Here is a 24,034-nt window from a genome sequence, read left to right as displayed (position 1 = left end):
GAAAACCAGGTTGACAAATGCTCACCAATTGCGGACAGAAATCTAATTGATTACATTGTCGTGGACTGCCGGTCTGGCCAGATGGCCCCTCACCAAGCGACCGGTTCATCGGCCGTACCATTCCTTCGCTAGCAGTTCGAAACTTCGCATGCGGTCGGCATGATTGGTTGTGATCGTGGTGATCACCAGCTCGTCAGCGCCGGTCACTCTCGCCAACTTCTCAAGTTGGCCTGCCACAGTAGCAGGCGATCCGACAAATTGCGTAGCGACGCGGTCGGCGACTGTGGCGCGCTCCTCGTCCGTCCAGTTACGTGCCCTCGCTTCCGCCGGTGTGACGTAGGGAAGGGCTCCACGTCCGGACCGGATACCAAGTACCCATTCCGCGTACGGTGCGGCCAGCTCGCGGGCGGTGTCGTCATCAGGGCCGACCACGACGTCGGCCGAGACCGCGATGTGTGGGCGTGATAACGCGTCAGACGGCCGGAACGCGATGCGGTAGGCATCGATAGCCTCAAGCACTGCATGCGGCATGACGTGGTAGGCGACAGCGAAGGGCAGTCCGTGGCCTCCGGCTTCCTGCGCGCTCACGCCGGCACTAGAACCGAGGATCCACACATCGAGGTCGGCACCTTCGGCCGGCAGAACGTGCAGCCGCTCGCCCTCAGATCTCCGAGCCGTGCCGCGGACGAACGACATGATGGCATCGATTTGGGATCCATAGTCCGGAGCCTTGTCGCCGTTGCCGATGCCAAGCATCCCGGCAAGATGGCGGAAAAGTGTGGGATCGAAATTTGAGCGGCCTGGAGCCGGGATCAACAAACCGTCAACGTAACGATCGCCAACCGAAGTCGAGCGGGGAGGAGCCCGGTGGCCAGATTCTGGCTGCCTCGACGTGGCCAGGATGCGGTGCACGTCGAACCGGCCGAGTCCCAGATCGATGCGCCCAGGGTGAAGCGCTGCCACGGTGCCGAACTGCTCGGCGACAATTAGTGGCGGCGTTATGGGTAGCTGTACGGCTCCGGAACCGACCCTGATGTGATGAGTAGCGTCTGCTACGAGCGCAACGAGCACTGGCGTCGACGATGCCGCGACTCCAGGATTTAGATGGTGCTCTGCGACCCAGAAGCGTCGGTAGCCTGATCGTTCCGCGAGTTGGGCCAGCTCAAGACAATTACGAAGGGCGTCCGCTGCGGAGCCGCCTGCAGGTACTGGGGCGAGATCCAACACAGACAGCGTTGGCCTACTCCATGTCGTTTTCGTCATCCGAGCCCTTCCTTCCGTGTGAACGCATGGCTGGTGCACGCAACGTCGGGGCAAGCCTGCTTCCGCGAGGTAGATCATTGATGGATCGGTGCATGTCGGCATCGTTACGATTCGCCGTCGCGCCCGGGCGAAGGAACCTTCGATCTGCAGGCCGTCGGCAACGCTGTTCTCAGCCACCGCGGCGACGAGCCGCGATAAGGATCGCTAGCGACACGACCGCGTGACGCACGAGCATCTCATGCACGTGGAGCAGCTGGTGCTCGAATTTGTCTGGCTCCTCGGATGTACGCAGCATGTCTGCCCAGCGCCTACTCGGCGCCGTCGCCATCACTAACTACTACCCGCAACGCCGCCGAGCGGGCAGATGCGGATGCTGCGCCCCTACGGGCACGCCCGCGCCCGGCCCGTCGACGTCCCCATCATGATCGGCGCGCTGAGGCCAAAGGGCCACGAAGTGGCGCAGCGCCTCGGCGACGGCCTGTACGCGACCCTCCCGCTGCCCGACTTCGCGGGCGAGTGCCCGGCCGTGGCTGCCCTACCTCGTGTGCGGCACGGTGCCTCGGCGGCGAGGGCACCGACAGAGAACACGCGCGGCTCCTCGCCGGCCCCAACTGGGACTTCGCCGACCACAGCGCCTACGAGTTCGGCGGCCCCTCGGCCGTGCCCGCGCCCACCGACAGCGTGGAATAGATGGACGTCGTGGGCTTGCCGCCGCTGGCGGGCGCCACCTCGGCATAGCCAACCTCCTCACTTGTAGACGAGCGAACCGTCGTCGAGATCGGCCTTCGGCAGGATCTCCCGCTCCTCCTCGTGCCCGAGCATGTGCGTCCACGGCTCGCGGTCGCCCTGCTTGAACAGCACGTGTTGGGAGCGCATCACGTAGCCGGCGTTGAAGTTCTCCGGATCCGACCAGGGCCGGATCCGCATGTCGGCGTCCTCCGGGCGCAGCGTCGGGACGACCACCGTGGCGCCCTTGTCCTGCATGTGCCGGAACAGGCGGTCCACCAGGTCGGTGACCAAGTCGACCCGCAGCGTCCAGCTGTGGCGGAAGTAGCCGAACATGTAGGCCATGTTGGGCACGCCGCTGATCATGATGCCCCGCCAGGTGACCCGGTGGGTGAAGTCGACCGGCTCGCCGTCGACGGCGAACGCGACGTCGCCGAAGGCCGACAGGTTGAAGCCGGTGGCGGTGACGACGATGTCGGCCTCGAGCTCCTCACCCGTGCCGACGCGGATGCCCGTCTCGGTGAACTCCTCGATGGTGTCGGTGACGATCGAGGCCTTCCCCTCGCGCAGGGCCGCGAACAGGTCACCGTCGGGAACGATGGCGAGGCGCTGCTGCCACGGGCGGTAGCGCGGGGTGAAGTGCTTCTCGATGTCGAGGCCCTCGGGCAGCAGCGGGCGCATCGAGTCCATGAGGAACCGCCCAACCCTGGCTGTCCAATCACACCGACTCGCCGCGCTGCACACCTGGATCGAGTACCACAACATTCGACACGCGCAGTGCGCCCTCGGCCGCCGAGCCTTGATCACCCACCGCCTAACCGTCAACAACGTCCCGAGTAGGCACGCCTACTGGATGGACAGAGGCCGTCATCCGGGTAACCCGGCCGTCGGCGTCCAGTTCGACCACGTCGACGCCCACTGCACCGCGGTTGAAAGCTGCAACAAGTTGTTGGAGCAGGCCGAGCGCGGCGGCTACCGCGTCCCGGCCGACGATGGGCTCGTCAGCAGGCGGGACTCGGAACTCCACATCGTCTGCGAGCTGCTCCCATACTGCCGCGGCCTCCCGCGCGTGGAGCGCAGCAAGGAGACGTTCGATGGCTGACATATCGTCCTCTCGGGCGGCTTGCACCCACCGCACCGCCACCAAGGATGTGCCCGCGGCGTAGACAGCTTCTCGACACGCCAACTACGGGCCGGCTTGCGTTGCCCCGACCGAGCCCCAGGGCCTCGACCGCGAAGTCCGGCACTGATGACCGACCACGACCTCCCGGCGCCCGCGCCGCTCGTCGATGCGGACTCCGCGCAATTTCTGGGCTGCCCCCCATCGAGGGGTCGGCTGATGCTGGGCTATTGCGGCTCATGCGGCCGCCACTTCTGGTATCCGCGGCCCTTCTGCCCGCTGTGCGGGACCTGGGGCGCCAGGCTCGCGGAATCGTCGGGCCGCGGGGAGGTCCGCTCCTTCACCGTCGTGCACAGGGGGGTCGACGAGAACGCCCACGTGGACTCCTACGTGCTCGCCTACCTCAGTCTGGTCGAGGGCCCGAGCCTGCTGACCAACATCGTCGCCCCTGCCCCGATCTCGCGATCGGCGACCGGGTCGAGGTCACGTTCGATCGGACCGCGGACCGTGCCGCCGCCCTGTCCCGGTCCGGCGCGTCGCCCCCCGACCCTGAGGCACACGTCGCCGCCCGGACGGGCCCGGCTCCCGCGCAGCGGGAGCCCGGGTCCCCGCGACAGTGCTTACGCGGCGCTGAGGATGGTCCTCAACGCCCGAATGAGGTCGCCTGCCGCATCGGCAGCCAGTCCCGGGACTCGGTACCCCACGTGGTTGTCCGGCCGGACCAGCACGGCACCGTCCGGGCCAATCCCGCTGACCTGGGTCCACGTGCCGGACTCGTCGCGATGCGCGCACCGCTCGCCGATCTGCACGACACGGACCGACACCCCAAGCTCCGCTGCCGCCGCGGCGGCAGCGGCCTGCCACCCTCCGCCGCCCAGGCCGGTGAGCAGCGCGAAACCGCCATGCGAGCCCACGAGGTCGTGCGTCGACACCCGTCCCGCTCCGTGATGCAGCCACGCGTGTGGCAGCCGATGACCGGGCCGCGTCGTCGGGGTGTAGCGGCACCCCATCGGATCGCGCGGCGGTGGGGCCGTGTTATCGCCCACGACCGCCGCACCCGTGTAGCCGTACCCGAGCTCTATGTCGAGGGCCTCGTACTCGGTCCGCTGGGTCCCCATCACCTCGTCCGCGCGGGCACGCAGGGTCTCCCCCATCGGCGTGTGAGCGAAATATGCCTCGAATGCCGCGATGCGCTGCTCCGGAGTGGTCGCCGAGGTCAATCCCAATGCCGCATCGATCATCTGGTGGTTCAGGAAGGTGAACAGCGCCCAGTCGGCATTGACGATGTCCACGGCTCGCCGCTCGTCCTCGTACGAGTGGAGGAGTCGCTCAGGATCCGAGGACAGGCCCCGGATCACAACCGCGAGCTTCCACGCCAGGTTGTGCGCGTCGTGGATCGCGGAGTTGAGCCCTAGCCCAGCCGTAGGCACGTGCTGGTGCGCAGCGTCGCCCGCGAGAAAGACGCGACCGAAGCAGAACCGGTTCGCAACCACCCGCTGCACCAGCCAGTCACCGCCGTCGTGCAGCTTCATCTCCAGGTCGGGCAGGTTAAGGCCCGCCCTCACCGCGTCCGGGATCTCGTCGTCGGTGACGTCGTCAGGGTCGTCGGGGTGAAAGGCAAATGCGACGGCCCACTCCTCGCACTGCTTACCCCATGTCGGGCCCATCGGGACGAGCGAGACCCAACGGAACCGGCCGACGGGCGGGCTCACGTGCGTGATGAGAGCATCACCCGGCGCGCATCCTGACAGGTCGGCCGTGACGTGCTTGGTCTTGAGTCGCGCCAGCGCGACAGTGCCCTCCTGGACCGCCCCGGCCCTCGGTCCGACGAACCGGCCCCCGTCGGAGCCGATCAGGTACTGGCTACGGACGACGTACTCCCTGCCGCTCTCTATCTCGCGGATCCGTGAGGTGACGCCCTCGTCGTCCTGTTCGAACTCGACCAGCTCATGGCCGAACCGCACCCGCCCCGGCCCCCGCTCCTCGGCGTGGCGGCGCATCACCGGCTCCAGCCGCAGCTGCGGGAGATTGGTGGGCGGCACCGGTGCCGCGGCGAGGTACCGATCCCGAAGGGAGCCCCCGCCGAAGGCGTCGAAGGTGTGAATGTCCTGCCTGTCGAGCGGGCCATCACCGCCAAGGCTGGTCACATAGCGGACTTTGGTGTCGTGAGTCGGCAGGCCCAGCGCGGACACCTCGTCCGCCAACCCGTGCTGGCGGAAGATCTCCATGGTGCGCGAGTTCAGGTAGTGGGCCTTGGGCAGGTGCGAGGTCGAGAGATGCCGCTCGATCAACAGGTGGTCGACACCAAGATCAGAGAGGAAGATTGACGACGCGAGCCCGCAGCCACCCGCGCCGACGACGAGGACCGGCGTGAAGTGATCGGACACCTACTGCTCCTTTGTCCCGTGATTCGGGCTTCGTTGTCAAAATCGTGGGCTGGCACCGCCCGGCCGAGCGTGGGCCCGGACTTCGGGCGGCTTGCACCCACCGCGTGGCCACGAAGGATGTGCCCGCCGCGTAGACAGCTTCTCGACACGCCAACTACGGGCCCGCTTGCGTTGCCCCGACGGAGCTGCAGGGCCTCGACCGCGAACTCCGGGCGCTGCCACAGGTGCACAGAAGCCTCGCCGCGAGCCCGACCCCGTCGGCGGCGGCCATGGTGTCGCACATCTCCTCGACCAGGGTCTTCAGGTCGTCGTCGAATGTCTCGACGAGGCGGGTGGGCCGGTGCCGAACCGGATCGCCGATGATCCGGATGGGACGGACGGCCACGACGTACGCGACCTCTCACTCAGAATTTTCGTCGTCGGTAGTTTCGCGCTCGCCACCGACGTTCTTGTCAATCCAGATTGCGAGCGCGTCCGCGCGAGCTGTCGTCTCCTCCGAGCTACGCGGGCAGGTCGGTCCGGCGATCTCGGTGGCGCCGAGTTCCGGCTTCCCGCTGCCCTCCATGAGGAACTGCGCTCCGGAGTCGAACGGGCAAGCGCTCGTGAGCAGGTCGGCAAACAGCTCGATGTCGCTTGCATGCACCGCGACCACCGCGACGCCCATTTCCAGATCAAAGCCCGCCGCATCACCACAAGGGGTGGGAGGAAGCAACACGGGTTCACCTCCCCCCACCCTCGTGCGCCGGACACCCCCCGGTGCCCGGACAGCGGGCCGCGGCGCCACTGCTCCCAAAGGCGCCGCAGATCGCCCGTGCGTTCTGCAAGGCTGCACCCGCATAACGCGAAGCCGAGGATCGCTCGGACAGCTAGACATCCGATAGACGAGAGCGACCGTCCTCGCCCGGATCGATCACCGAACAAAGATCAATCCCCCTGATCCAGGGCGAACAGCCCTCCTCAGGTCGAAGTAGCCAGCGCCGTTCAACCCCACCGGGTTCGACTTCGTCGAGAAGCTCACTCAGGTGGTCCACCCGCCGTCCGCACCACCCGCAGCTCGATCACCTCGCTGACGTACCGCGCGCCCTTGACATCGCCGGGCACGACGAGCCGGGGCCGCTCCAGCGCCGCGCCGTCCTCCGAGGTGGCCAGGAGGATCCCGCGATTGCCGAAGTCGGGTGAGATCTCGCCATAGGACACCAGCGCCGCGTGGCCGTCAGATCCTGTCACGAGCACGCCGAAGGTCAACTCGTCGTGCTTGGAGTCCGTAGTGGCCAGCGCCTCGACCGGAAGGAGATCGGAGAGCAGCACCCCCTGCTCGATGTGACTCTGCGGCCCAGACCCACTGCCGAACTGCACCGAGACAGTCTGCTGCGGCAGCGTCGCAAGTTCGCCGACGTGCAGGTCCCGGGGATCGCGAAGGTCGCCTGTCAACCGGACCACCCCGGCCGCAGGCTGCCCCTGAGCCGGCGGAGACGACGCCGCAACGGCGGTGGCGGTCTGCGCCGTGATCTCCAGCGGCGCCGACGCACTGCCCGAGGCCCCGACTCCACACCCCGCCAGACTCACCGTCAGCATGCCAGCGGCCAACACCTTCAGCCGAACCCTCACGATGTTCCTCCCTCTCGATATCCGCTATCGATCCGCATCCAGGGTGATCGGCGCTCGGGCCCTATCCCGGACTGCTTGAACCTGCCGAAGGCGACCCCGAAGTGGGCGTGGGGCGAGCAACCACGGGTTCGACGTGTGGGACACGATTCACTGTGACCGGCCCCGTCTCAGCCCTGGTTCGGGGTTTCGATCGGATCGAGCTGGCCGAGCAGCTCGTCGCGGCGCGATTCGAACTGCGCGGGAAGCTGGACGGGTGCCCAGCTCACGGCGGGATTCGTCGCAGGTCCACCCGGCGTCACGCCTGCCACATCTGAACAGAGGGCCGGAAACTCGCCTCGACTGAATGCTTCTTCTCCCGTCCGGGAGTCGACGGCCGAAGTTGCTCCGTCGCGAGACGCCTGCCGGTCGGCGATGATGAGGGAGGCGGCGCGCTCGGCGATAGCCAGAATGGTGGCATTGGTGTTCGCCGAAGGAATGGACGGCATGACCGATGCGTCCGCGACGGGCAGCCCGGCAACCCCGCGCACCGTCAGATCGGGGTCCACGACGGCCATGGCGTCGGTCCCGATCCGGCACGTTCCGGCATAGTGGAAATACGTCATGAGACTCTGCTGCTGGTACTCATCCAACGAGTCGAAACCTCGGCTGGTGCCGGGAAGTGCTTCTCCGGCACGCCATGACCGCAAGGCATCCGCCTTCCCGATCTCGCGGGCGATGTGCAGACCATCCAGTAGCGCCTGGATCACGCGGATCGCTGAGGTACCGCGGGTCCAGCAACGGCGGCGCCTTCGGCTCTGCGCTGGACAGACGAAGCACACCACGACTATATGGAGTCATCAACCCGACTGCGATGCTGTAGCCGCGCTCCGGCCCACTCACCGTCGCTGGATGATAGGGAATGGAAAGCGCGGGGTCACGATGCGATTCACTCTCCGTCCGCCGAAAGAAGGGCAACAGATCGTCGAAGCCCCACCCCTTCGCCCCCAGTGTGTACCAGACCACCACGTCCCGGCCCTCGAGCGGACGGCTCACTTGCCTTCTGGTCGCGGCGGCCGCGCCCCCATGACATCGAGGCCACCGAGCTCGGACCGCCGTTGGCATTGTAGTACAGGTGATAGATGGGCAGCGAACCGTCGAACAAAACGGTTCGCTTGATGAAACGCGGACCCAGCACGTCGACGTGGAAACCTACGTCTTCCTGCGCGGTGCCGACCGAAAACGTCACGTGGTGGCTGCCGTTGACATAGGCCATCTTCCTGCTCTCCTTCTGTGGCTGCGCGGGCCCGCATCCGGTCGCGGGATTCGAAGAACCGATGGGAGGGTCAGCCGCTGGCGATGCCCCCGCCCGACAACGGGCCTGCGGCGGAGCTAGCCCCGATTCGCGCCTGAGAGGCGGGACGGAGGTCACCCCGGCTGCGGCCTTTGCTGCAACGCACCGCCTGGCCGTGCGGGCCAGTCAGGTCAGAGCGGCGGTGGAGATCGCCATGGTTGCTGCGGCGTAAGCGGGCGCGCCGCGGCGTTGGCAGACCAAGGAGTGTGAATTTCGGCTCGTTGTCAATCACCGGCACGCCCCGCAAGCAACGCACCCTTCCCTGATGATCGGGGTCGCCGATGAGATGGGCGAGGAGTTCCGGTCCGGGGATGCCGGCTTGAAGTCGGCGACACCCGCGTTCGCTACCCGGCCACTGGGCGACCGAATCGCAGTGGAAGCGACTCGAGGCCGTGCATGAGGACCGAGGGCGTCCGAAACAGGTCTTCGGCTGGCCGGGCGAGTTCGAGCGAGGGGAAGCGCTCAACGAGCATACCGATCGCGATGCGGGCTTCCAGACGTGCGAGCGGGGCACCGACGCAATGATGGATGCCGTGTCCGAAAGCGAGGTGGCCGGCCGGCTCCCGCCGGATGTCGAGCCGGTCGGGGTCAGGGAAACGGTCGGGGTCGCGGTTCGCCGCGATCAGGACGATGAAGATCGGGTCACCTGTCTGGATCGTGACGTCGCCGACCTGGATCGGCTCGCTCGCCACCGCCAGCAAGGTGGTCTGCACCGGACCGTCGTAGCGCAGGAGCTCTTCGATCACCGCATCGATCCGCTCCGGCTCCGCCCGCAGCAGGGAGAGCTGATCAGGATGGGTGAGCAGGGCCAGCATCCCGTTCGCGATCAGGTTGACCGTCGTCTCGTGCCCGGCGAGGACGAGCAGGTACGCCATACCGGTCAGCTCGTCCTCGCTGAGGCGATCGCCCCCGTCGCGGGCCGCGATCAGATCCGAGAACAGGTCGTCACCGGGGTTCTGCCGCTTCTCCTCAATCAACTCGTGCAGAAAGCCGAGCAACGAACGCGCATCGTCGAGGTACGCGTCGTACCCGGCGATGGCCGGTGACACGAGGGACTTCGTCCGGCCCTGGAACTCGGTCTCGGCCGACGGAGGGACGCCGAGCAGGGCGCTGATGACCCGCATGGGCAACGGGTAGGCGAAGGCGGGGATCAGGTCGACCACCTCGTCCCCGCCCCTCGGAGCCAACAGCTCCTCGGCGACGTCGCGGATGCGCGGGGCGAGGCCCTCCACCCGTCGACGGGTGAAGACACCGCCTACCAGCCGGCGCAACCGCGTGTGGTCCGGCGGGTTCAGCATGAGCATGTGCGTGTAGACGCCGCGGGAGATCTCTGGTGGCATCCGGTCAGCAAACGCGCCCCCCTGCGGGCCCGGCTTCACCACCCGCGGGTCGGCAAGCAGCGCACGCGCCTCCGCGTACCCGGTCACGAACCACCCGGGACGGCCCACCGGGCGGACGATCCGATGGATCGGGCCCGTCTCGGCGAGCTCGCGGTAGACCTGCTGCCGCGCCCCCTCGGCGAGGGCACGGAACGGATCGACCTCGTGATCGCACGTCGAACTGGGCATCGAGATTCCTATCGCCAACAGGTCAGCCGGAACGAAAGCGGCACCCCTGCCGCCTGCCTGCACCCTGACGCACGGGAATAGACGGTCGATCGACATGCAGTCGCAAGCCGAGACCTCCCCGGTCAGCCGATCCGGACACTGCGCAGACGTGGAAGCTGTGGATCATCGTCAGCAAGTCCCTGGCGACCATCGTCAAGTCCGCGACATGGGACTGCATGACCGACGCAGGGAACGGCCGTGCCGTCCAGGCGGCTGCGTGCACCAACGATCAGGCGCAGCAGCAAGTTTGGCAGCTCACGAGGTCGTCCTGAGTCAGCAGCTCTGGCACGGGCGGAATCTGTGCGGGGACCTGGGCAGGCTCGACACCGACCTTTGAGTTACCCAGAAGCCTGTCGAAGACGAGCGGCTCATGTGCTGTCGAGGGGGCAGACCGCACCGCGACTGCGAGTGGCTTGTCACACAGCCTTGACCGGGCAACTGTTCCAGGTGCAAATCGGGAACCGACTGCGAAGTTGACCTTGGGTTGGGTGCAGGCGTTGCGCCAGCGGAGGTAGGCGGCGATCGCCGCGTCCTGCTCGTCGTGGCTGAGCGGCGGGGTTGTAGTTCGTTCGCCCGTCCGACAGGGCGCTGTCCTCGAGGCGGCGGGGCCGGCTGGGGCAACACGTGGCTGTCGATCTCCTGGAACGTCCCGGACCGCCCAGCATGTCGTCGTAGATCCGCTTCAACGACGTGTCGGAATGCGGGTGGGGAGCGCGCTGGACCGGCAGCGCGGCGCCTCCGCGCACTCGGGCGGCGACGACTGCCGCGTTGCCCGTGGTGCGCTGCAGGTCCATGATCGACGGGCAACCGTTCCGACGTGCCGGTGGAGAACCGTCAGCCGGACTGCGCCGGACTCCCCCACTGCGACCCGTTCTCTGCCTGCGTCGTCCCGCGCGCATGCACCGCCGGCACGTACACCACCCTTCACCAGAACCCGCCGATTTCCGTGAGGGCACGGATCCCCCTGATCCTGCCGATCGGGCGACGTACGCCAGCGGCTGACCGGGCCGTCGTCAGGGCACGACGGGGTGCCCAAGAAGGCAGCGGCGCCCCGCCGTTCGCCCGCTACAGCTTCTTCGGAGGTGTGACCCTCAGCGAGTAGAAGCGGGTGATCTGGGCGGCGTTCTCGTTGTCGTCGCTGACCAGCAGCACCTCGAGCTGCCTGTGGCCGTCGGCGCCGGTGACCACGGCGCCCTCGATGTTGTCGAGCAGCGGGTTGAGCTGGGGCTGCTTAGCCGTGGCGCCGAGGGTGGGGCACTGCGCGAGGTCGGCCAGCACGGTCTTCTCGGCGAACCGCACGCCGGTCCGGGCGGTGACGTTCTCGACCCCGCTGACGTCGTCGGCGTGCCCCGGGTCGGCGAGGGCGAGGTGGATCGTGTTGCCGACGCCCTTGGCGAAGCCGCGCTCGACCACGAGAAGCCGGCCGTCGGGGATGGGGGTGATCTCGGAGATGTCGAGTCCGGAGTCCGCGCGGTAGGCGAACTGCGGGCCGAGGACGAACTCCTTCGCCGGGTTGTTGCGGGTCCACGTCTGGAAGCGCCGGACGTCGGCGTCGTCGCCGCTGAGACCCCCCTCCATCGAGGCGATCAGCGTGCGGGCGTCGGGCTGCAGGGAGAGCCCCTCGAAGGTCAGGTTCGTCGTGGCACGTCCGACCGGTGCCACCCGCAGCGCGTCGGGCACGGGGAGCTGCCCGAGGAAGGTGCCGTCGGGGCCGTAGCGCCGGACGGACGGCTCGACCTCCGAGGCGATCCAGCGGGTGTCATCGCCGTCCACCACGATCCCCTCGGAGTCCAGGGGGCGCCCGTTCTCGTCCGCGAGGGGGACGAGCCCGGTCGGCTGCTTCGTACGGGGATCGAGGGTGAAGAGCGACGACCGATCCCCGAGCGCGAGGAGGTCGCCGTCCGTGTCGAAGGCGAGGGCGGAGAAGTTGCCGACGAACGTGTTCTCGAACGAGGTCTTGTCGAGCGCGTCGGAGAAGGAGTCGATGTCGACCGACGGGGAGCACGCCTTGCTGTCCTGCGGCGCCCCGAGGTCGCCACCGGCCGCCCCAACGGGCCGGCCACGGTCACGAGAGCGGCCGCGACCGGCACGACCGCGAGGCCAATCCATGATCGAATTTGCACGGCCCGAACCTAGGCTACGAATGGGGACGATCAAGGTCCTGCGGGAGTCGGTGCCCGGAATTCATCGGCTGATTGCCCGGCCGTGCCTGCCACCGTTGCCCGTCAGGCCCTGAACCAGCCCATCCCGCTGCTCACCTCGGCCGCCCCGGCGCCACGGCGTCGAACGCCGTACCTCTTCCGCGTCGATCTCGGGGGCGGTACCCGAACGTACGACGAAGCCTTCGGAACCTCCTCGCCGCGGCCGTCGCGGACGCCCACCACCGCGGCGTCGGCCAATCCATCGTGGGTGAGGAGCACGGCATCGAGCTCGGCGGGCGCGACCTGGTAGCCCTCGTACTTGATCATCTCCTCGAGCCGGTCGACGACGTGGAACGCGCCGTGCAGACACCCTTCGTGGTGACCGTCCACACCGTCATCGTCGATCTACCCACCGCCAACAGTTGATCACCGCTGGTGGGACGCATGGACCCACGAGCGGGACCTGTCCGCGGCCCTGGTGGTGACCCCGGGCGTACGACCCCGATGAGCTCCGCTTGGCCACCATGCACAGCCTGATGGCCGCGGTGGCGCCCGCAGCGTGGTCCTCGGACTACGTCCAGACCGTCGTCTCGCTGGAGGGCAGTCCGGATGGCCGATATGAGATCTCCGAAGAGGATGGCAGCGTGCGAGTCATCTCCGCCACCGACTCCCCGGCCGAACTTGCGGGGCCGGCGGATCATGTGCTCGACAGTCTCTCTGGCCGAGGCCCGCAGCTCAGGGAGCTGCTGTCGGGCCCGCCCGCGCAGCGAGAAAAACTGGCACTATTGCGCGCCGTAGCCACTTGACGCGCCGGTCCAACCAGAGAATACAGCGGCGACATCCCCACCCGCGAGCGCACGACACAGCCGGGACGGGTGCCGTGACGGCTGAAAGTGACGGGTGTTCTACGACGCCGGGCGGCGGACGAGCGCGAGCTGACCGAAATCGCTGTCGACCTGCCGGACCGGCTCGAAGCCGGCTACCGCGGCCTCGGCCACCAGGTCGGCGATCGGGCGGGCGAACGGCATGTCTCGGGCTCTGGCGACCAGGCGCCTGAGGGTGAACGCGGGTCGCTGCGTGAGGTCGGCGGGCTCGGACTCCATCTCCTGGATCATCATCAGGCCGCCGGGGCGCAGGCTACGCCAGATCATCGCGAGCGTCGCCGATCGTGTCGACTCGGGGAAGAACGGCTGCGCCCAGTTGGCGGCGTCGAAGGCGGACGCCTCGTCGAAGTCACGAGCGTCCATGGTGCGTACGTCGATCCGGTCGTCGACGCCGAGTGCCCGGGCCCGCTCGGCGGCGACCGCGGCCACCTCCGGCTCCAGTTCCAGAGTGGTGGCTCTCAGCTCGGGCAGCAGGGTGGCTGCGGTCATCACGAATCCGCCGATCCCGCTACCCACGTCGAGCAGGCGGCCGCTCCGCATCGCTGACCACATCTCCGGCAGCGGCTCGAACAGCCGAGCGACCACGGCAGCGGCGGCTGGATTCGGCCGCAGACCGACGGCGAGGGCGACGGTCAGCGCGTCGCCCTCGCGTAGCGGCGCCGTCCCGGTGCGGACCACGTCCTCGACCTGGCGGGCGATCAGGGCGTCATAGGCGATCACAGCACCGAGGTCGACAAAGGCATCGTCGGACAATGCCGCCGCGTACGCCGGTGCGAGCCGGAACCGGCCGTCTGTCTCCTCGGCGACGCCGTGTTCGACCAGCGCGTACAGGACGTCGCCGGTTCGCTCAGGCGGTAACCCGCTGAACGCGGCCACCGCCGCCAGGTCGCGCGGCTCGCTGAGGAACGTGGTCCAGCCCCGATCGTTCACGGCGTTCAGCAACGCGAGCGCGTGCGCGCCCCGCCCCCAAGCCGCCAGGCGCTCGGTCATGGTCATCACGTCTTCAGCCATGAACAAATCGTGCCTCAAGCGGGATGCGGGACGCCGCACCCGGGGCTGTGCGAGCGATCTCCGCTGTCGCAGAGCAAGGGGGCCTCAGGCAGCTCTCCGCCCTGAATCGAGCAGGAGGTGCCGGAACCGACCGACCGGTTGTAAGGCTCGCTGCGACTGCGACTGCACGTCGATCGGCCGTCTATTCCCGGGTGCCATCGTGCACCGTGCGGCAGGGGGGCCGGACCAGGACACATCCGAGCAATTCGCTCGGGCGCTTGCCGTCTCCCTCCGCAAACGATCACCTTCAGTGATCATGCCGTTGTCGTCGCCGCCTGTCGCCCTGAGACAGGGTCAGAAGTTGGTCAACTGTAGTCCGGTCACCGACTCGAATATGCGATTCATGCAACCTCATGGCGTGAAACGCTCGCCACGTCCGCAATCACAGCGCTGGAGACCAACGCGATGTCCTACCGTTCCCGCCTGGTTGGCAAGGTGTTGGGCGAGCACGACCGGCTCGCCGAGCTCGAGGCTGAGCTCGGCAGCCGCGACGCTGCTCTGCTTGCCCTGCACTACCGGTGGCGCACTGCGTTCTTCGCCCGGCTGGACGCGTTGCTGGAGGACGCGCCCGCCGACCTCGACGCAGCCCTGAGTGCGCTGTGGACGGACCCGGCGATCGGCGGACGAGGGCTGAGCGCCCTGCTGGACGCGCACGCTGACCATCCAGCAGTTGCCGCGGCCCAGGAGCGCGAGCGGCGCCTGCTGCACCGCGACCTCGGCGTGGAGCTACCACCCCGTCGGACGACCACACCCCCCGGCCGGTGACGCCGGCGGTGGGCAGCCCGGGACGGGGACGGGGCGCTGTTCTCTACACGCACCTGGGTGGGCAGCCGGCGCCGCTGCCTATCTGAGCTGGCGGCTGCCGACGACGCTGGAGCTGAAGGAGCTGGACGAGTTCCTGCTGGGGCGGGCGCTGGGACATGATTCGCCGACGTTGCTGTTCCGGCTGGCGGCGAGTACCTGATCTCGGCGCGGGTGATCCGGCCCGGCCCAGTGACCGTGGTCGAGCGAGCCGCGCACGCCCCCGCCGAGGCACAGCGGGAGGCATTCGACCGTCTGGCGCACGAATTCACCGACGCACGCTGCGCCGCGTCGGACGGGCTGCTGGTCACCGACCCGGAGGTCCGCACGACGCGGTTGCGGTGGCTGGGCCACCGGCCCGGTTGAGGCGTCCCGAGCGGCGGTGAAGGCCGAGGTCGCCAAGCTGGAGTTCCTGCGCGGGCTGAGCGCGGACACCCTGGATTTGTCGGTGCTGCCTGCGGAGCGGCGCCGGTTCCTGGCGATGGTCGGGGCGCCGGCTGACTGCGCAAGCGCTGGAACGGCGCGATCCGCAGCGCGCTACCCGATCCTGCTGACGCTGCTGGCGCAGTCGGCGACCGACACGCAAGATGCGCGACGCACTCGCCAAGCGAGGCAAGGCTGGCGAGGACCGGCAGGCGCTGCTGGACGACCTGCTGACCATCAGCACCGACACGGGAATCCCCGACGATCAGATCGGCGGCCTGATCCGGCGCGAGCGGATCAGGTGGCCACGCCTGCAGTCGGCGGTCGCGCAGGCCGCGCCGCGGTTGCCGCGCGATCACGGGCATCTGGCCGCGCTCGACGGCTCCTACGGGTATTTGCGGCAGTTCACTCCGCGGGTGCTGGACGCGGTGCGGTTCGGCGGCGGCACCGCCGCGACGGACCTGCTGGCGGCGGTGGAGATCCTGCGCGACCTCAACGCTACCGGCGCCCGCCGTGTCCCGAACGACGCTGCTCCTTCACGCCGTCGCGGCCGGGCGGACCCGAAGCTCTTTTCGGAGGATCTTGCCGGCCGCGGACTTCGGGATCGCGTCCACGAACTCCACCGCGCGCACCTTCTTGTAGGGAGCCACCCGTGCGGCGACGAACGCCATCACCGCGTGCGCGTCGAGACCCGGGGAGGCGTCGGATCGCACGACGAAGGCCTTCGGAACCTCCTCGCCGTCGCCGTTGGGGGTCCCCACGACCGCGGCGTCGGCCACTCCGTCGTGGGTGAGGAGCACGGCCTCGAGCTCGGCGGGCGCAACCTGGTAGCCCTTGTATTTGATCAGTTCCTTGAGCCGGTCGACGACGTGGAACGCGCCGTCGGTGTCGACGGTGACGAGGTCGCCCGTGTGCAGCCACCCCCCTTCGTCGACAGCCGCGGCGGTCGCACCAGGGTTGTTCAGGTAACCGAGCATGATGTTCGGTCCCCGGCACAACAGCTCGCCGGGCTTCCCCACCGCGACGTCCTCGCCCGTGTCGGGGTCGACCACGCGCGCTTCGACGTTCGGCATCGGCAGCCCGATCGACCCCCGGTCGAGGTCCGGGCGGTCCACCGGGATCCCGTGGGTGCACGGACTGGACTCGGTCAGGCCGTAAGCCTGCACCACCGTGGCACCGAGCCGGTCCTCGACCATCCTGGCCAGGCTCGCGTCGAGGGGTGCCGCGGCCGACAAAACGATCTCGATGCTGCTCAGGTCGTAGTCGTCGACCAGTGGATGATGGGCGAGCGCCAACGCGACCGGGGGCGCGATGAAGACGTGGTCTGCGCGGTGCTCGGCGAGCGCGGCGAGGAACGCCACCAGGTCGAAGCGCGGCATCGTCACCACGCAGCCGCGCCGGAGCAGCGCCAGGTTCATGATCCCAGTCAGGCCGTAGATGTGGAACAGCGGCACCGCGGTGAGCACGCGGGACCCGGGCCGCATCCGGACCAGCGGATGGATCTGGAGCACGTTGGCCACCAGGTTCCGGTGGGTGAGCTGGACGCCCTTCGCCAGTCCGGTCGTGCCCGACGAGTAGGGCAACGCCGCAAGGTCCTGGCCGTCGACCGCCACCGGCGGCGCGGGGTCGTGCGACGCGAGGAGGTCGGCGAGGCGGGTCTCACGGACCGGGCCCCGGCCGGCTGCGGGCTCACCGAGGACGACGATCTCCGTGATCGGCACGCCCGGCTCGGCCGCCGCCGCGCGCGCCCGGTCGAGCCCGGCGGGCGAGCAGAACAGGATTCGCGCCCCTGCGTCGCGCAGCTGGTGGGCGAGATCGGCCTGGGTGTAGAGCGCGTTGACCGGCGACACGGCGGCCCCGGCCGAGAGGATCCCGTGGAAGACGAGCGGGTACGCGGCACAGTTCGGGGCGAACAGCGCTGCCACGTCGCCGCGCCCGATCCCCCGCGCGCCGAGCGCGCCCGCGAGCCGTCCGACCGCCTCGACGAGCCCGCCGAAGCGATGGGACTCGCCGGTCGTGGCGTCGACGATGGCGACACGGTCGGCGTCGTCCGCGGTGAGCTCACCGAACACGAGCTCGGACAGCCCGACCGCGGGCACAGTGACATCAGGGTAGGGACTCCGGAAGATCATGATACTCCTAGGTGAGCGACGGGATCCGGTCAGGCCGTGAGGCGGGGTTCTTTCGGCAGCCCGAGCAGGAGCTCGGCGACGATGTTGCGCTGGACCTGAGACGACCCCGCGTAGATCGTCCCTGCGCGCGCGTTGAGGTAGACCGAGGTCCACGAGGCCACGGAGTTCGCTGCCCCCGGATCGTCCGTCTGGTACCAGTTCGCGGAACGCCGCCCGGTGGGCGCGAGCGCGTCGAGGCCGAGCACGTCGAGCGCCAGCTCGGTGACGACCCGGTGGTACTCGCTCCAGAGCAGCTTGAACGGCGCCGCCTCGGGCCCCGGCTCGCCGCCGGCAAGCAGCGCGGCCGCGGTGCGTCTGCCGTGGCAGCGCAGCACCAGGCGATCCGGCGGCGCACGTCCGGGTCGGTGTCGGCGCACGTCCGGGTCGGTGTCCAGGCCGCGCTCGCGGACCAGCACGACTAGCCGGTCCAGCTCGTTGCGGAACCGGATCGGGGCGTGGATCGCAGTCTCTCCGCGCTCGAAGCCGAGCAGCGTCATCGCCACCGCCCAGCCCCGGTCGACCTCCCCGACAACGAGCCCGGCGCCGGTGCGCGCGCGGTCGCCGAGAACCTCTTTGAAGGCCGGTCTCGCCCGTGATGTTGCGGATCGGCCGGACGTCGACGCCCGGCTGGTCGAGCGGGACGAGCAGCATCGTGATCCCGCGGTGCGCGGGCACGTCCCGATTCGTCCGCGCGAGGACGAACATCCAGTTCGACTTGTGCGCAGCGGACGACCAGAGCTTCTGCTCGTGGAGCACCCACTCCTCACCGTCGCACTCGGCGCGCAGCGCGAGCGACGCCAGGTCGGACCCGGCTCCGGCTCGGAGAAGCCGTGCGCGAAGACGTACTCGCCCGACACGATCCGGGGCAGGAAGCGGCGCAGGAGCTCCGGGGCGGACCACCGCAGCATGGTGTTGCCGAGCATGCTGATCCCGAAGGCATCGCTGTCCGAGCCGAACGGGGTCCCGGCCCCGGTGAGCTCCTCGACGAGCACGATCAGCGCGGCGGGGCCGAGCCCGGCACCGCTGTACTCCGCCGGCCACATCGGGGCAACCCAGCCGCGCTCGGCGGCCGCCGCGCCGGCACGCGCCCGGAAGGTGACCGCCTCGTCCTCTGGCAGGTCGCCGATGCCGGTCCAGCCCGGCGGCACGAGGTCGGCGACGAGCGAACGCACCTCGGCGCGGAACGCCGTGGTCTCCATCTAGGGCCGCTCGATGATCATGGCGTTGGCCAGCCCGCCCGCCTCGCACGTGGTCTGCAGCCCGAACCGGCCTCCGTACTGCTCGAGGACGGAGAGCAGGGTCGTCATGAGCGGGGCCCCGCTCGCGCCGAGCGGGTGTCCGACCGCGGTGGCGCCGCCCGTGGAGGTTGACCTTGCCCAGGTCCGCTCCGGTCTCGGTTGCCACGCCAGCACCACGCTGGCGAGTGCCTCGTTGACCTCGAAGGCATGGATGTCGACCGGATGCACGTCGGACAGCGCGCCGCCCGGTTTGCCCTTCCCCACCGGCGGGCGCACCGCGTCGATGATGACTGCGTCTCTCATGGTCAGCGCCCTCGGGTGATCAGCTGCCGGACCCGGTCGCGGTCCCGCTCGGCGTTCGCGCACTCGGCGGCGGTCACGCGTTCCAGTCGCACCGGCACGTCCTTGTGATGGGGAGTGCCGGCGATCGGATCGCGGTCCGTGACGTCGGTGATCAGGTTGATCCGCGGACCGTGGGTGACCCGGCCGCCGTGCCCATCGGGAACCGACACCCCGTAGCCGTGGGGCAAGGCCACCTGGCCGCGGCGGAGGCTGTCGTCGATCTCGGCCCGGACCACGATGCGTCCGGTCCGGGTGACGACCGCGACCCAGTCGCCGTCCGCAGCACCGATCGCGCCGAGATCCTCGGTGCGGACCCGGAGCGCCCCGTCGGGGTCGGACTTGCGCCAGGCGGGCGGGCGCAGGATCTGGTTGGCGTTGTGGCTGCGGCGCTGCCCGTTGACCAGCGACAGCGGGTAGTCGGGGGCGACGCCGTCCCGGTCGGGGTCCAGGCCGGTGAGCCAGTCGAGCAGCTCGGGCACGGCGAGCCGGATGCGCTCGTTGCGCACCAGGGTCCAGATCTCGTCGTACTCGTGCTTGCTGAAGGCGACGCCGCTGGGGCTGGCCAGGATCCGGTCGAACAGCGCCTCGCCGAGGGCCGGACCGGTCAGGTCGGTGCCCAGCGCCCGCTGCACGGGAACGGTCATCTTCTTCGCCGCGGTGTGGCACCCTGGCCACAGGATGGCCGCGGACGCCGCCCCGGTGGGCAACGTGCGCCCGAGGGTGCGGTAGAGCAGCACCGGCGCGATCGCCGGATTGTCCTGCAGCACCGGGCCGGCGTGCTTCAGCAGGCTCGGCCGGTCGTCGCGGGCGACCTCGGTGAGCCGGTCGAGCGTCTGCTGATCGGGCAGCACGCCGAGCTCGTCGAACAACCGCGCGTAGATCTCCGCCTCCACCAGCGTGCCGGGCAGCGGGTCGTGAAGCGGCCGGCGCAGGTGGAAGTAGTTGGTCGGCCATTCGAAGTCGAAGAACGTCCACTCCCACTTCTCGAACTGGGAGGAAGCGGGCAGCACGAAGTCGGCCAGCGCGGCGGTCTCGGTGTAGGCGACGTCGACCACGACGGACAGCTCGCACTGCCTGATCGCCCGTTCCGTCATCGCGGTGTCGGCCGCCGAGTTGGCCGGGTTGGACGACTCCACCTAGAGCACCCGGGCCCGGTGGGGATGGTCGGCGAGGATCTCCTCGGCGAGCGTGTTGAGCGGGAGCAACCCGCCGATGTACTCGAACCCGGTGATCTCCGACCGCTGGCCGCGCGACTCCCCCCACAGCGGGACCAGCCACGAGTGCAGCCCGTTGGTGCCGGGCCGCCCGAAGTTCCCGGTCACCAGGTACAGCAGCTTCTCCAGGTAGCTGTTGAGCGTGGAGTTGCGGCCCTGCTGGATCCCCAACTCCACACGAACGGTCATCGCACTGGCTGCAAGGATCACATCCACCGCCCGCTCGACCTCGGCGCGCTCGACCTCCGCGTGGGCGATCCACGCGTCCACGGGTATCCCACGCAGTGCCGCGGCGACCTGGTCGAAGCCCTCGGTGCGGGTGTCGAGGAAGGTCCGGTCGGCACCGCCGCGGGCCATGATCAGCGCGAGGATGGCCCCGAGCAGGTAGGCGTCGGTGCCCGGGCGCAGCGGCAGGTGCACGTCCGCCATGGCGGCGGTCTCCGTGCGCCTCGGGTCGAGCACGATCATCTTCCGGTCCGGGCCGTTCTTGATCGTGTTCACCAGGTTGCGGGCGCGGTTGAACCCGTTGGCCATCCACGGGTTGCAGCCGATCACGACCAGCAGGTCGCAGTCCTCGACCCCCTCGGACGTGTGGCAGGTCTGCCCGCCGAAGAGCTTCCCGTTGACCCAGAAGTCGCCTGTCTTCTCCTGCGACAGCGCCCCGAAGTAGCGTGTGGAGTTCATCCACCTCATGAGCGCATGCCCGTACCCGCCGCCGGAGTGGTTGCCCTGGCCGCCGCCGCCGACGTAGGCGAACGAACCGGGTCGGCCCTCGGCCAGGTCCTCGTCCCGGACCTCGCGCAGCCGCGCGGCGATCTCGGTCAGTGCCATCTCCCAGCTGACCGGCTCGTGCGCGCCGTCGGCGCGGCGGCGCAGCGGCATGGTGAGCCGGTCGTCGTGGTCGCCGTACCAGGTGAGCCGTTGCGGCTTCTGGCACAGGTAACCGGCGGTGCGGGGGTTGTCCTTGTCCCCGCGGATCCGGGTGATCGCCCGGCCATCGGTCTGCACCTCGAGCCCACAGTTGACGTAGCAGAGGTTGCACGCCGTCTTGTGCCATTCGCTCACGCCGAACTCCCGATCTCGCGCACGAAGTCGATCGCCTTGGCCAAGGTGGACAGCCGCGCGTCCAGCGTGTCCCCGGCCGGGTAGAGGCGGACGGTGTTCACACCGGCGTCGCGCCAGACGCGCAGCCGCTCGCGCACCATGGGTTCGGTGCCGATGAGCGTGGTGCCCAGCACCATGTCGTCGCTCACCAGCGCGGCGGCGCCGTCGCGGTCCCCGGCCTGCCACCGCTCGCGCACCTCAGCAGCGCTCTCGGCCCAGCCTTGGCGGCTGTAGGCCTTTTTGTAGAAGTTCGTCGACGCCGACCCCATGCCGCCGAGGCTGAACGCCAACTCCTTCCTCCGACCGGTCACCATCTCGCGCAAGGCGTCTTCGTCGGGCGCGAACGCCACCTCCGCGCCCTGGCAGATGTCCAGATCCGCCCGGGACCGGCCGCGACCGGCCAGCCCCTCGTCCAGGTACCGGAAGTACGCGCCGGCCGCACCCTCCGGCACGAAGCTGGTGCCCAGCCACCCGTCGGCGATCTCCCGGTCAGGCGCAGCATCGCCGGCGACAGCGTGGCCAGATAGATCGGAATCGGGTGGTGCGCGCGCATCGACAGCCGCATCGGCACCGCATCGCCGCCGGGCCGTGGGATCTGGAACTCGGTGCCGGAGTACGAGATCTTCCCGCCCTCCAGCACCCGGCACACGATTTCCACCGTCTCCCGCATTCGCGCGAGAGGCCGCGCGAACGGCATCCCGTGCAGGCCCTCGATCACCTGCGGCCCCGACGCGCCCAGGCCGAGCAGGAACCGGCCCTCGGAGAGGTTGGACAGGGTGATCGCCGTCTGCGCCACCGCCACGGGCGTACGGGTGCCGACCTGCATGATCCCGGATCCGAGCAGCATCCGCTCCGTCCGGGCCGCGTAGTACCCCAGCGCAGAGGGCCCGTCCGAGCCCCAGGCCTCCGCGACCCAGCAGACGTCGAGGCCGAGCTTCTCCGCCTCCACCACGAAATCGACCTGTTCCGCCCACCGGTCACCGGCGGAGTCCTCGATCGTCGTCGCGGTACGCATCAGGACTCAGCCAGCTTCTTGATGTGCTCCAGCGTGACGGTGATGTTCCGTTCGAACTCCCGCATCCGCACGAACACGATCTTCTGCTCCTTCTCCGGCATCCGATCGATCGCCAACGACAGGCCCGAGCGCCCTGGCCCCATCTGCACCCACTGCGACAGCTCGGTCCCGCCGTCCTTCGGCTCGAGCCGGAAGCGCCAGATCGCCGCGGGATCGTCCGGGTCCACGACCGCCCACGCGAACACCCGCGGCGGGTCGCACTCGACGACGTGCGAGGTGGTGGCCCACTCCCCCAGCGCCACGTGCTTGCTGCGGCCGATGAACCGCGCACCCACGGCCGGGCCGGTGGCGCCGTCGAGCCACTCCACCGACTCGAGCTCGTCGCTCATGCTCGGCATCGCCTCGACATCGGTCACCACCGCCCACACGCGCTCCGGTGGGGCGTCGATCCAGGTCCGCACCTCGACCGCCGGCTTGTCCGTATAGCGGGCCCCCGTCCACTCCAACGACAGCCGACCTCCTCCACGTCACTTGTCGCTGACGACCTCATCGCCAAGGGCGGCTTCTTGGGCCGACGACGTCCGCCGCCACGCCGGTCCTTGATCTGCTGCAGCAGATCGATGTGGGAGTGCTCCGCGGCAATTCTTCGCGTCCGCGGTCGCTTACACGCATCGCGACCACCGCGACGCCTACATCTCACGTCAAAGCCCGCCGCATCACCACAAGGGGTGGGAGGAAGCAACACAGGTGCCACCTCCTCCCACCCTCGTGCGCCGGACATCCGCCGGGTGCCCGGACAGCCGGCCGCGGCGCCAGCCTCAACTACTGCTCCCCAAGGCGCCGCGGATCCCCCGGGCGTTCTGCACGGCTGCACCCCGCACAACGCGAAGCCGAGTCTCGCTCGGACAGCTAGACATCCGATAGACGACCGAACGACCGTCCTCGCCCGGATCGATCACGCATTTCGCCCCCAACCTCGCAGAATGTCGTCTCCGACCAGCCGTCCGCGCCCGGAGGTCGACGGCCCCTGGTCTGCACGTCAGCAAGATTCCCGGGACCACGGATCCACGGCGTTCCACGTCGGCGACGTCCGGGACGGCCAGCTCTCCCGCGATGGTGGCGATGACGCAACCGGCCACGCCGAGCAACGCCACGCGGACATCGCCGGTGGCGGGGCGACGGCGTGGTGGGGGACAGGGCGGCGTTGCAGACCAGCAGCGCGCCCGGGGGGACCGGGCCCGAACCCGACCGCAACCGACAACGCGTCCCGCGCTCCGGGCGGGAGCCGGTGCAGCTCGTCGCGCAGGGGCAACAGCAGCTGGTTCAGCATCGAGTAGGTGACGTCTGCCTCGAACTCCGACCCGGAGGCACGCATTACGCGCATCCCCCGCGACGTGCGCCAGGTCTGCGGCGGCCAGCAGGACGGACTTGCCGACGCCCGGTTCACCCCGGACGAGCCGGGTGTCACATTGCCGAACACCCCGGCACGAACGAGTCTCGAATGACTGTGATCGCGCTGCACCTGCACCGCAGCGCGCTCCCGCTGCAATATATGAATATTGTCTGGCGACTTGTCAATCAGAGCCGCGGATCGCGCGACCGGCGGTTAC

Annotated in this window: 22 protein-coding genes and 5 pseudogenes; 6 read left to right on the top strand and 21 right to left on the bottom strand. The window is 69.1% G+C overall.

The features are described from left to right. Nucleotides 1-105: 105 nt before the first annotated feature. Together ABEA81_RS39885 and ABEA81_RS39880 are read right to left on the bottom strand one after the other, a co-directional pair. Entirely contained in the window at nt 106-1,263 is a 1,158-nt protein-coding gene (locus ABEA81_RS39885) for an LLM class flavin-dependent oxidoreductase (RefSeq protein WP_345612878.1), read from the bottom strand. Between the two features lie 747 nt (nt 1,264-2,010). Beyond that, nucleotides 2,011-2,679, bottom strand: coding sequence for an NAD(P)/FAD-dependent oxidoreductase (locus tag ABEA81_RS39880; protein WP_345612876.1), 669 nt, complete (start codon nt 2,677-2,679; stop codon nt 2,011-2,013). 163 nt (nt 2,680-2,842) lie between these two features. Between ABEA81_RS39880 and ABEA81_RS39875 the strand changes: the two genes are divergently transcribed. Continuing rightward, the gene (locus tag ABEA81_RS39875) at nt 2,843-3,091 is read left to right on the top strand and encodes a hypothetical protein (protein ID WP_345612875.1); all 249 of its coding nucleotides are present in this window, start codon (nt 2,843-2,845) and stop codon (nt 3,089-3,091) included. Between the two features lie 147 nt (nt 3,092-3,238). Beyond that, nucleotides 3,239-3,553, top strand: a pseudogene (locus ABEA81_RS42885) (Zn-ribbon domain-containing OB-fold protein); the annotation flags it as partial. A 176-nt stretch (nt 3,554-3,729) separates the two neighbouring features. On the opposite strand, the gene ABEA81_RS39870 reads toward ABEA81_RS42885, so the two are convergent. The 9 genes from ABEA81_RS39870 to ABEA81_RS39830 all read right to left on the bottom strand — a co-directional run bounded on the left by ABEA81_RS39870 (nt 3,730) and on the right by ABEA81_RS39830 (nt 12,572). Continuing rightward, the gene (locus tag ABEA81_RS39870) at nt 3,730-5,496 is read right to left on the bottom strand and encodes an FAD-dependent monooxygenase (RefSeq protein WP_345612873.1); all 1,767 of its coding nucleotides are present in this window, start codon (nt 5,494-5,496) and stop codon (nt 3,730-3,732) included. Between the two features lie 154 nt (nt 5,497-5,650). Further along, entirely contained in the window at nt 5,651-5,881 is a 231-nt protein-coding gene (locus tag ABEA81_RS42880) for a peptide deformylase (protein ID WP_425570856.1), read from the bottom strand. A 15-nt stretch (nt 5,882-5,896) separates the two neighbouring features. Beyond that, nucleotides 5,897-6,211: a hypothetical protein gene (locus ABEA81_RS39860; RefSeq protein WP_345612871.1), complete on the bottom strand. Its 315-nt coding sequence runs from the start codon at nt 6,209-6,211 to the stop codon at nt 5,897-5,899. A gap of 299 nt (nt 6,212-6,510) precedes the next feature. Next, nucleotides 6,511-7,104, bottom strand: a complete 594-nt coding sequence (locus tag ABEA81_RS39855) for a hypothetical protein (RefSeq protein ID WP_345612869.1) — start codon at nt 7,102-7,104, stop codon at nt 6,511-6,513. 167 nt (nt 7,105-7,271) lie between these two features. Next, nucleotides 7,272-7,850, bottom strand: a complete 579-nt coding sequence (locus tag ABEA81_RS39850; protein WP_345612867.1) for a GMC oxidoreductase — start codon at nt 7,848-7,850, stop codon at nt 7,272-7,274. A 179-nt stretch (nt 7,851-8,029) separates the two neighbouring features. Then, nucleotides 8,030-8,356: a VOC family protein gene (locus ABEA81_RS39845; protein WP_345612865.1), complete on the bottom strand. Its 327-nt coding sequence runs from the start codon at nt 8,354-8,356 to the stop codon at nt 8,030-8,032. A gap of 422 nt (nt 8,357-8,778) precedes the next feature. Then, nucleotides 8,779-10,098 (bottom strand): cytochrome P450 family protein, encoded by a 1,320-nt coding sequence (locus ABEA81_RS39840; RefSeq protein WP_345612863.1) that lies wholly within the window; start codon nt 10,096-10,098, stop codon nt 8,779-8,781. A gap of 1,008 nt (nt 10,099-11,106) precedes the next feature. After that, entirely contained in the window at nt 11,107-12,150 is a 1,044-nt protein-coding gene (locus ABEA81_RS39835) for an esterase-like activity of phytase family protein (RefSeq protein WP_345612861.1), read from the bottom strand. 116 nt (nt 12,151-12,266) lie between these two features. Further along, nucleotides 12,267-12,572: a hypothetical protein gene (locus tag ABEA81_RS39830; RefSeq protein ID WP_345612859.1), complete on the bottom strand. Its 306-nt coding sequence runs from the start codon at nt 12,570-12,572 to the stop codon at nt 12,267-12,269. A 125-nt stretch (nt 12,573-12,697) separates the two neighbouring features. Here ABEA81_RS39830 and ABEA81_RS39825 point away from each other — a divergent pair, with 125 nt between their 5' ends. Continuing rightward, nucleotides 12,698-12,988, top strand: a complete 291-nt coding sequence (locus tag ABEA81_RS39825) for a hypothetical protein (protein WP_345612857.1) — start codon at nt 12,698-12,700, stop codon at nt 12,986-12,988. A 99-nt stretch (nt 12,989-13,087) separates the two neighbouring features. On the opposite strand, the gene ABEA81_RS39820 is transcribed toward ABEA81_RS39825, so the two are convergent. Then, nucleotides 13,088-14,116 (bottom strand): SAM-dependent methyltransferase, encoded by a 1,029-nt coding sequence (locus tag ABEA81_RS39820; protein WP_345612855.1) that lies wholly within the window; start codon nt 14,114-14,116, stop codon nt 13,088-13,090. A gap of 405 nt (nt 14,117-14,521) precedes the next feature. Here ABEA81_RS39820 and ABEA81_RS39815 point away from each other — a divergent pair, with 405 nt between their 5' ends. Together ABEA81_RS39815 and ABEA81_RS39810 are read left to right on the top strand one after the other, a co-directional pair. Then, nucleotides 14,522-14,881 (top strand): hypothetical protein, encoded by a 360-nt coding sequence (locus tag ABEA81_RS39815; protein WP_345612853.1) that lies wholly within the window; start codon nt 14,522-14,524, stop codon nt 14,879-14,881. A gap of 234 nt (nt 14,882-15,115) precedes the next feature. Then, nucleotides 15,116-15,283: a hypothetical protein gene (locus ABEA81_RS39810; protein ID WP_345612851.1), complete on the top strand. Its 168-nt coding sequence runs from the start codon at nt 15,116-15,118 to the stop codon at nt 15,281-15,283. 593 nt (nt 15,284-15,876) lie between these two features. Here ABEA81_RS39810 and ABEA81_RS39805 read toward each other — a convergent pair. The 9 genes and pseudogenes from ABEA81_RS39805 to ABEA81_RS39765 all read right to left on the bottom strand — a co-directional run bounded on the left by ABEA81_RS39805 (nt 15,877) and on the right by ABEA81_RS39765 (nt 22,930). Beyond that, nucleotides 15,877-17,439, bottom strand: coding sequence for an AMP-binding protein (locus ABEA81_RS39805; RefSeq protein ID WP_345612894.1), 1,563 nt, complete (start codon nt 17,437-17,439; stop codon nt 15,877-15,879). A gap of 62 nt (nt 17,440-17,501) precedes the next feature. After that, nucleotides 17,502-18,017, bottom strand: a pseudogene (locus ABEA81_RS39800) (acyl-CoA dehydrogenase family protein); the annotation flags it as partial. Nucleotides 18,018-18,147: 130 nt separating this feature from the next. After that, nucleotides 18,148-18,267: pseudogene (locus tag ABEA81_RS39795) on the bottom strand (acyl-CoA dehydrogenase); the annotation flags it as partial. A gap of 101 nt (nt 18,268-18,368) precedes the next feature. Next, a pseudogene (locus tag ABEA81_RS39790) lies at nt 18,369-18,710 on the bottom strand (acyl-CoA dehydrogenase family protein); the annotation flags it as partial. Then, complete coding sequence (locus ABEA81_RS39785; protein WP_425570855.1) at nt 18,711-19,052, bottom strand: acetyl-CoA C-acetyltransferase; 342 nt, start codon at nt 19,050-19,052, stop codon at nt 18,711-18,713. Nucleotides 19,053-19,054: 2 nt separating this feature from the next. Next, complete coding sequence (locus ABEA81_RS39780) at nt 19,055-20,227, bottom strand: molybdopterin dinucleotide binding domain-containing protein (RefSeq protein ID WP_345612849.1); 1,173 nt, start codon at nt 20,225-20,227, stop codon at nt 19,055-19,057. Further along, nucleotides 20,228-21,370 (bottom strand): molybdopterin-dependent oxidoreductase, encoded by a 1,143-nt coding sequence (locus ABEA81_RS39775; protein ID WP_345612847.1) that lies wholly within the window; start codon nt 21,368-21,370, stop codon nt 20,228-20,230. Then, nucleotides 21,367-22,424 (bottom strand): annotated as a pseudogene (locus tag ABEA81_RS39770) (LLM class flavin-dependent oxidoreductase). Before ABEA81_RS39770 ends, ABEA81_RS39775 begins: the two are co-directional and overlap by 4 nt. Next, nucleotides 22,424-22,930: an SRPBCC family protein gene (locus tag ABEA81_RS39765; RefSeq protein WP_345612845.1), complete on the bottom strand. Its 507-nt coding sequence runs from the start codon at nt 22,928-22,930 to the stop codon at nt 22,424-22,426. The pseudogene ABEA81_RS39770 and the gene ABEA81_RS39765 overlap by 1 nt, the downstream one beginning before the upstream one ends. An 831-nt stretch (nt 22,931-23,761) precedes the next feature. On the opposite strand from ABEA81_RS39765, the gene ABEA81_RS39760 reads away from it, so the two are divergent. Beyond that, a complete protein-coding gene (locus ABEA81_RS39760; RefSeq protein ID WP_345612843.1) occupies nt 23,762-23,929 on the top strand; it encodes a hypothetical protein in 168 nt (55 codons plus the stop codon). The last annotated feature ends 105 nt before the right edge of the window (nt 23,930-24,034 follow it).

It is taken from the genome of Pseudonocardia adelaidensis (assembly GCF_039543345.1).
In the GTDB taxonomy this organism is placed as follows: domain Bacteria; phylum Actinomycetota; class Actinomycetes; order Mycobacteriales; family Pseudonocardiaceae; genus Pseudonocardia; species Pseudonocardia adelaidensis.
The sequence above is the reverse complement of the archived record's forward strand: the minus strand, read 5'-3'. Positions and strand labels throughout refer to the sequence as shown.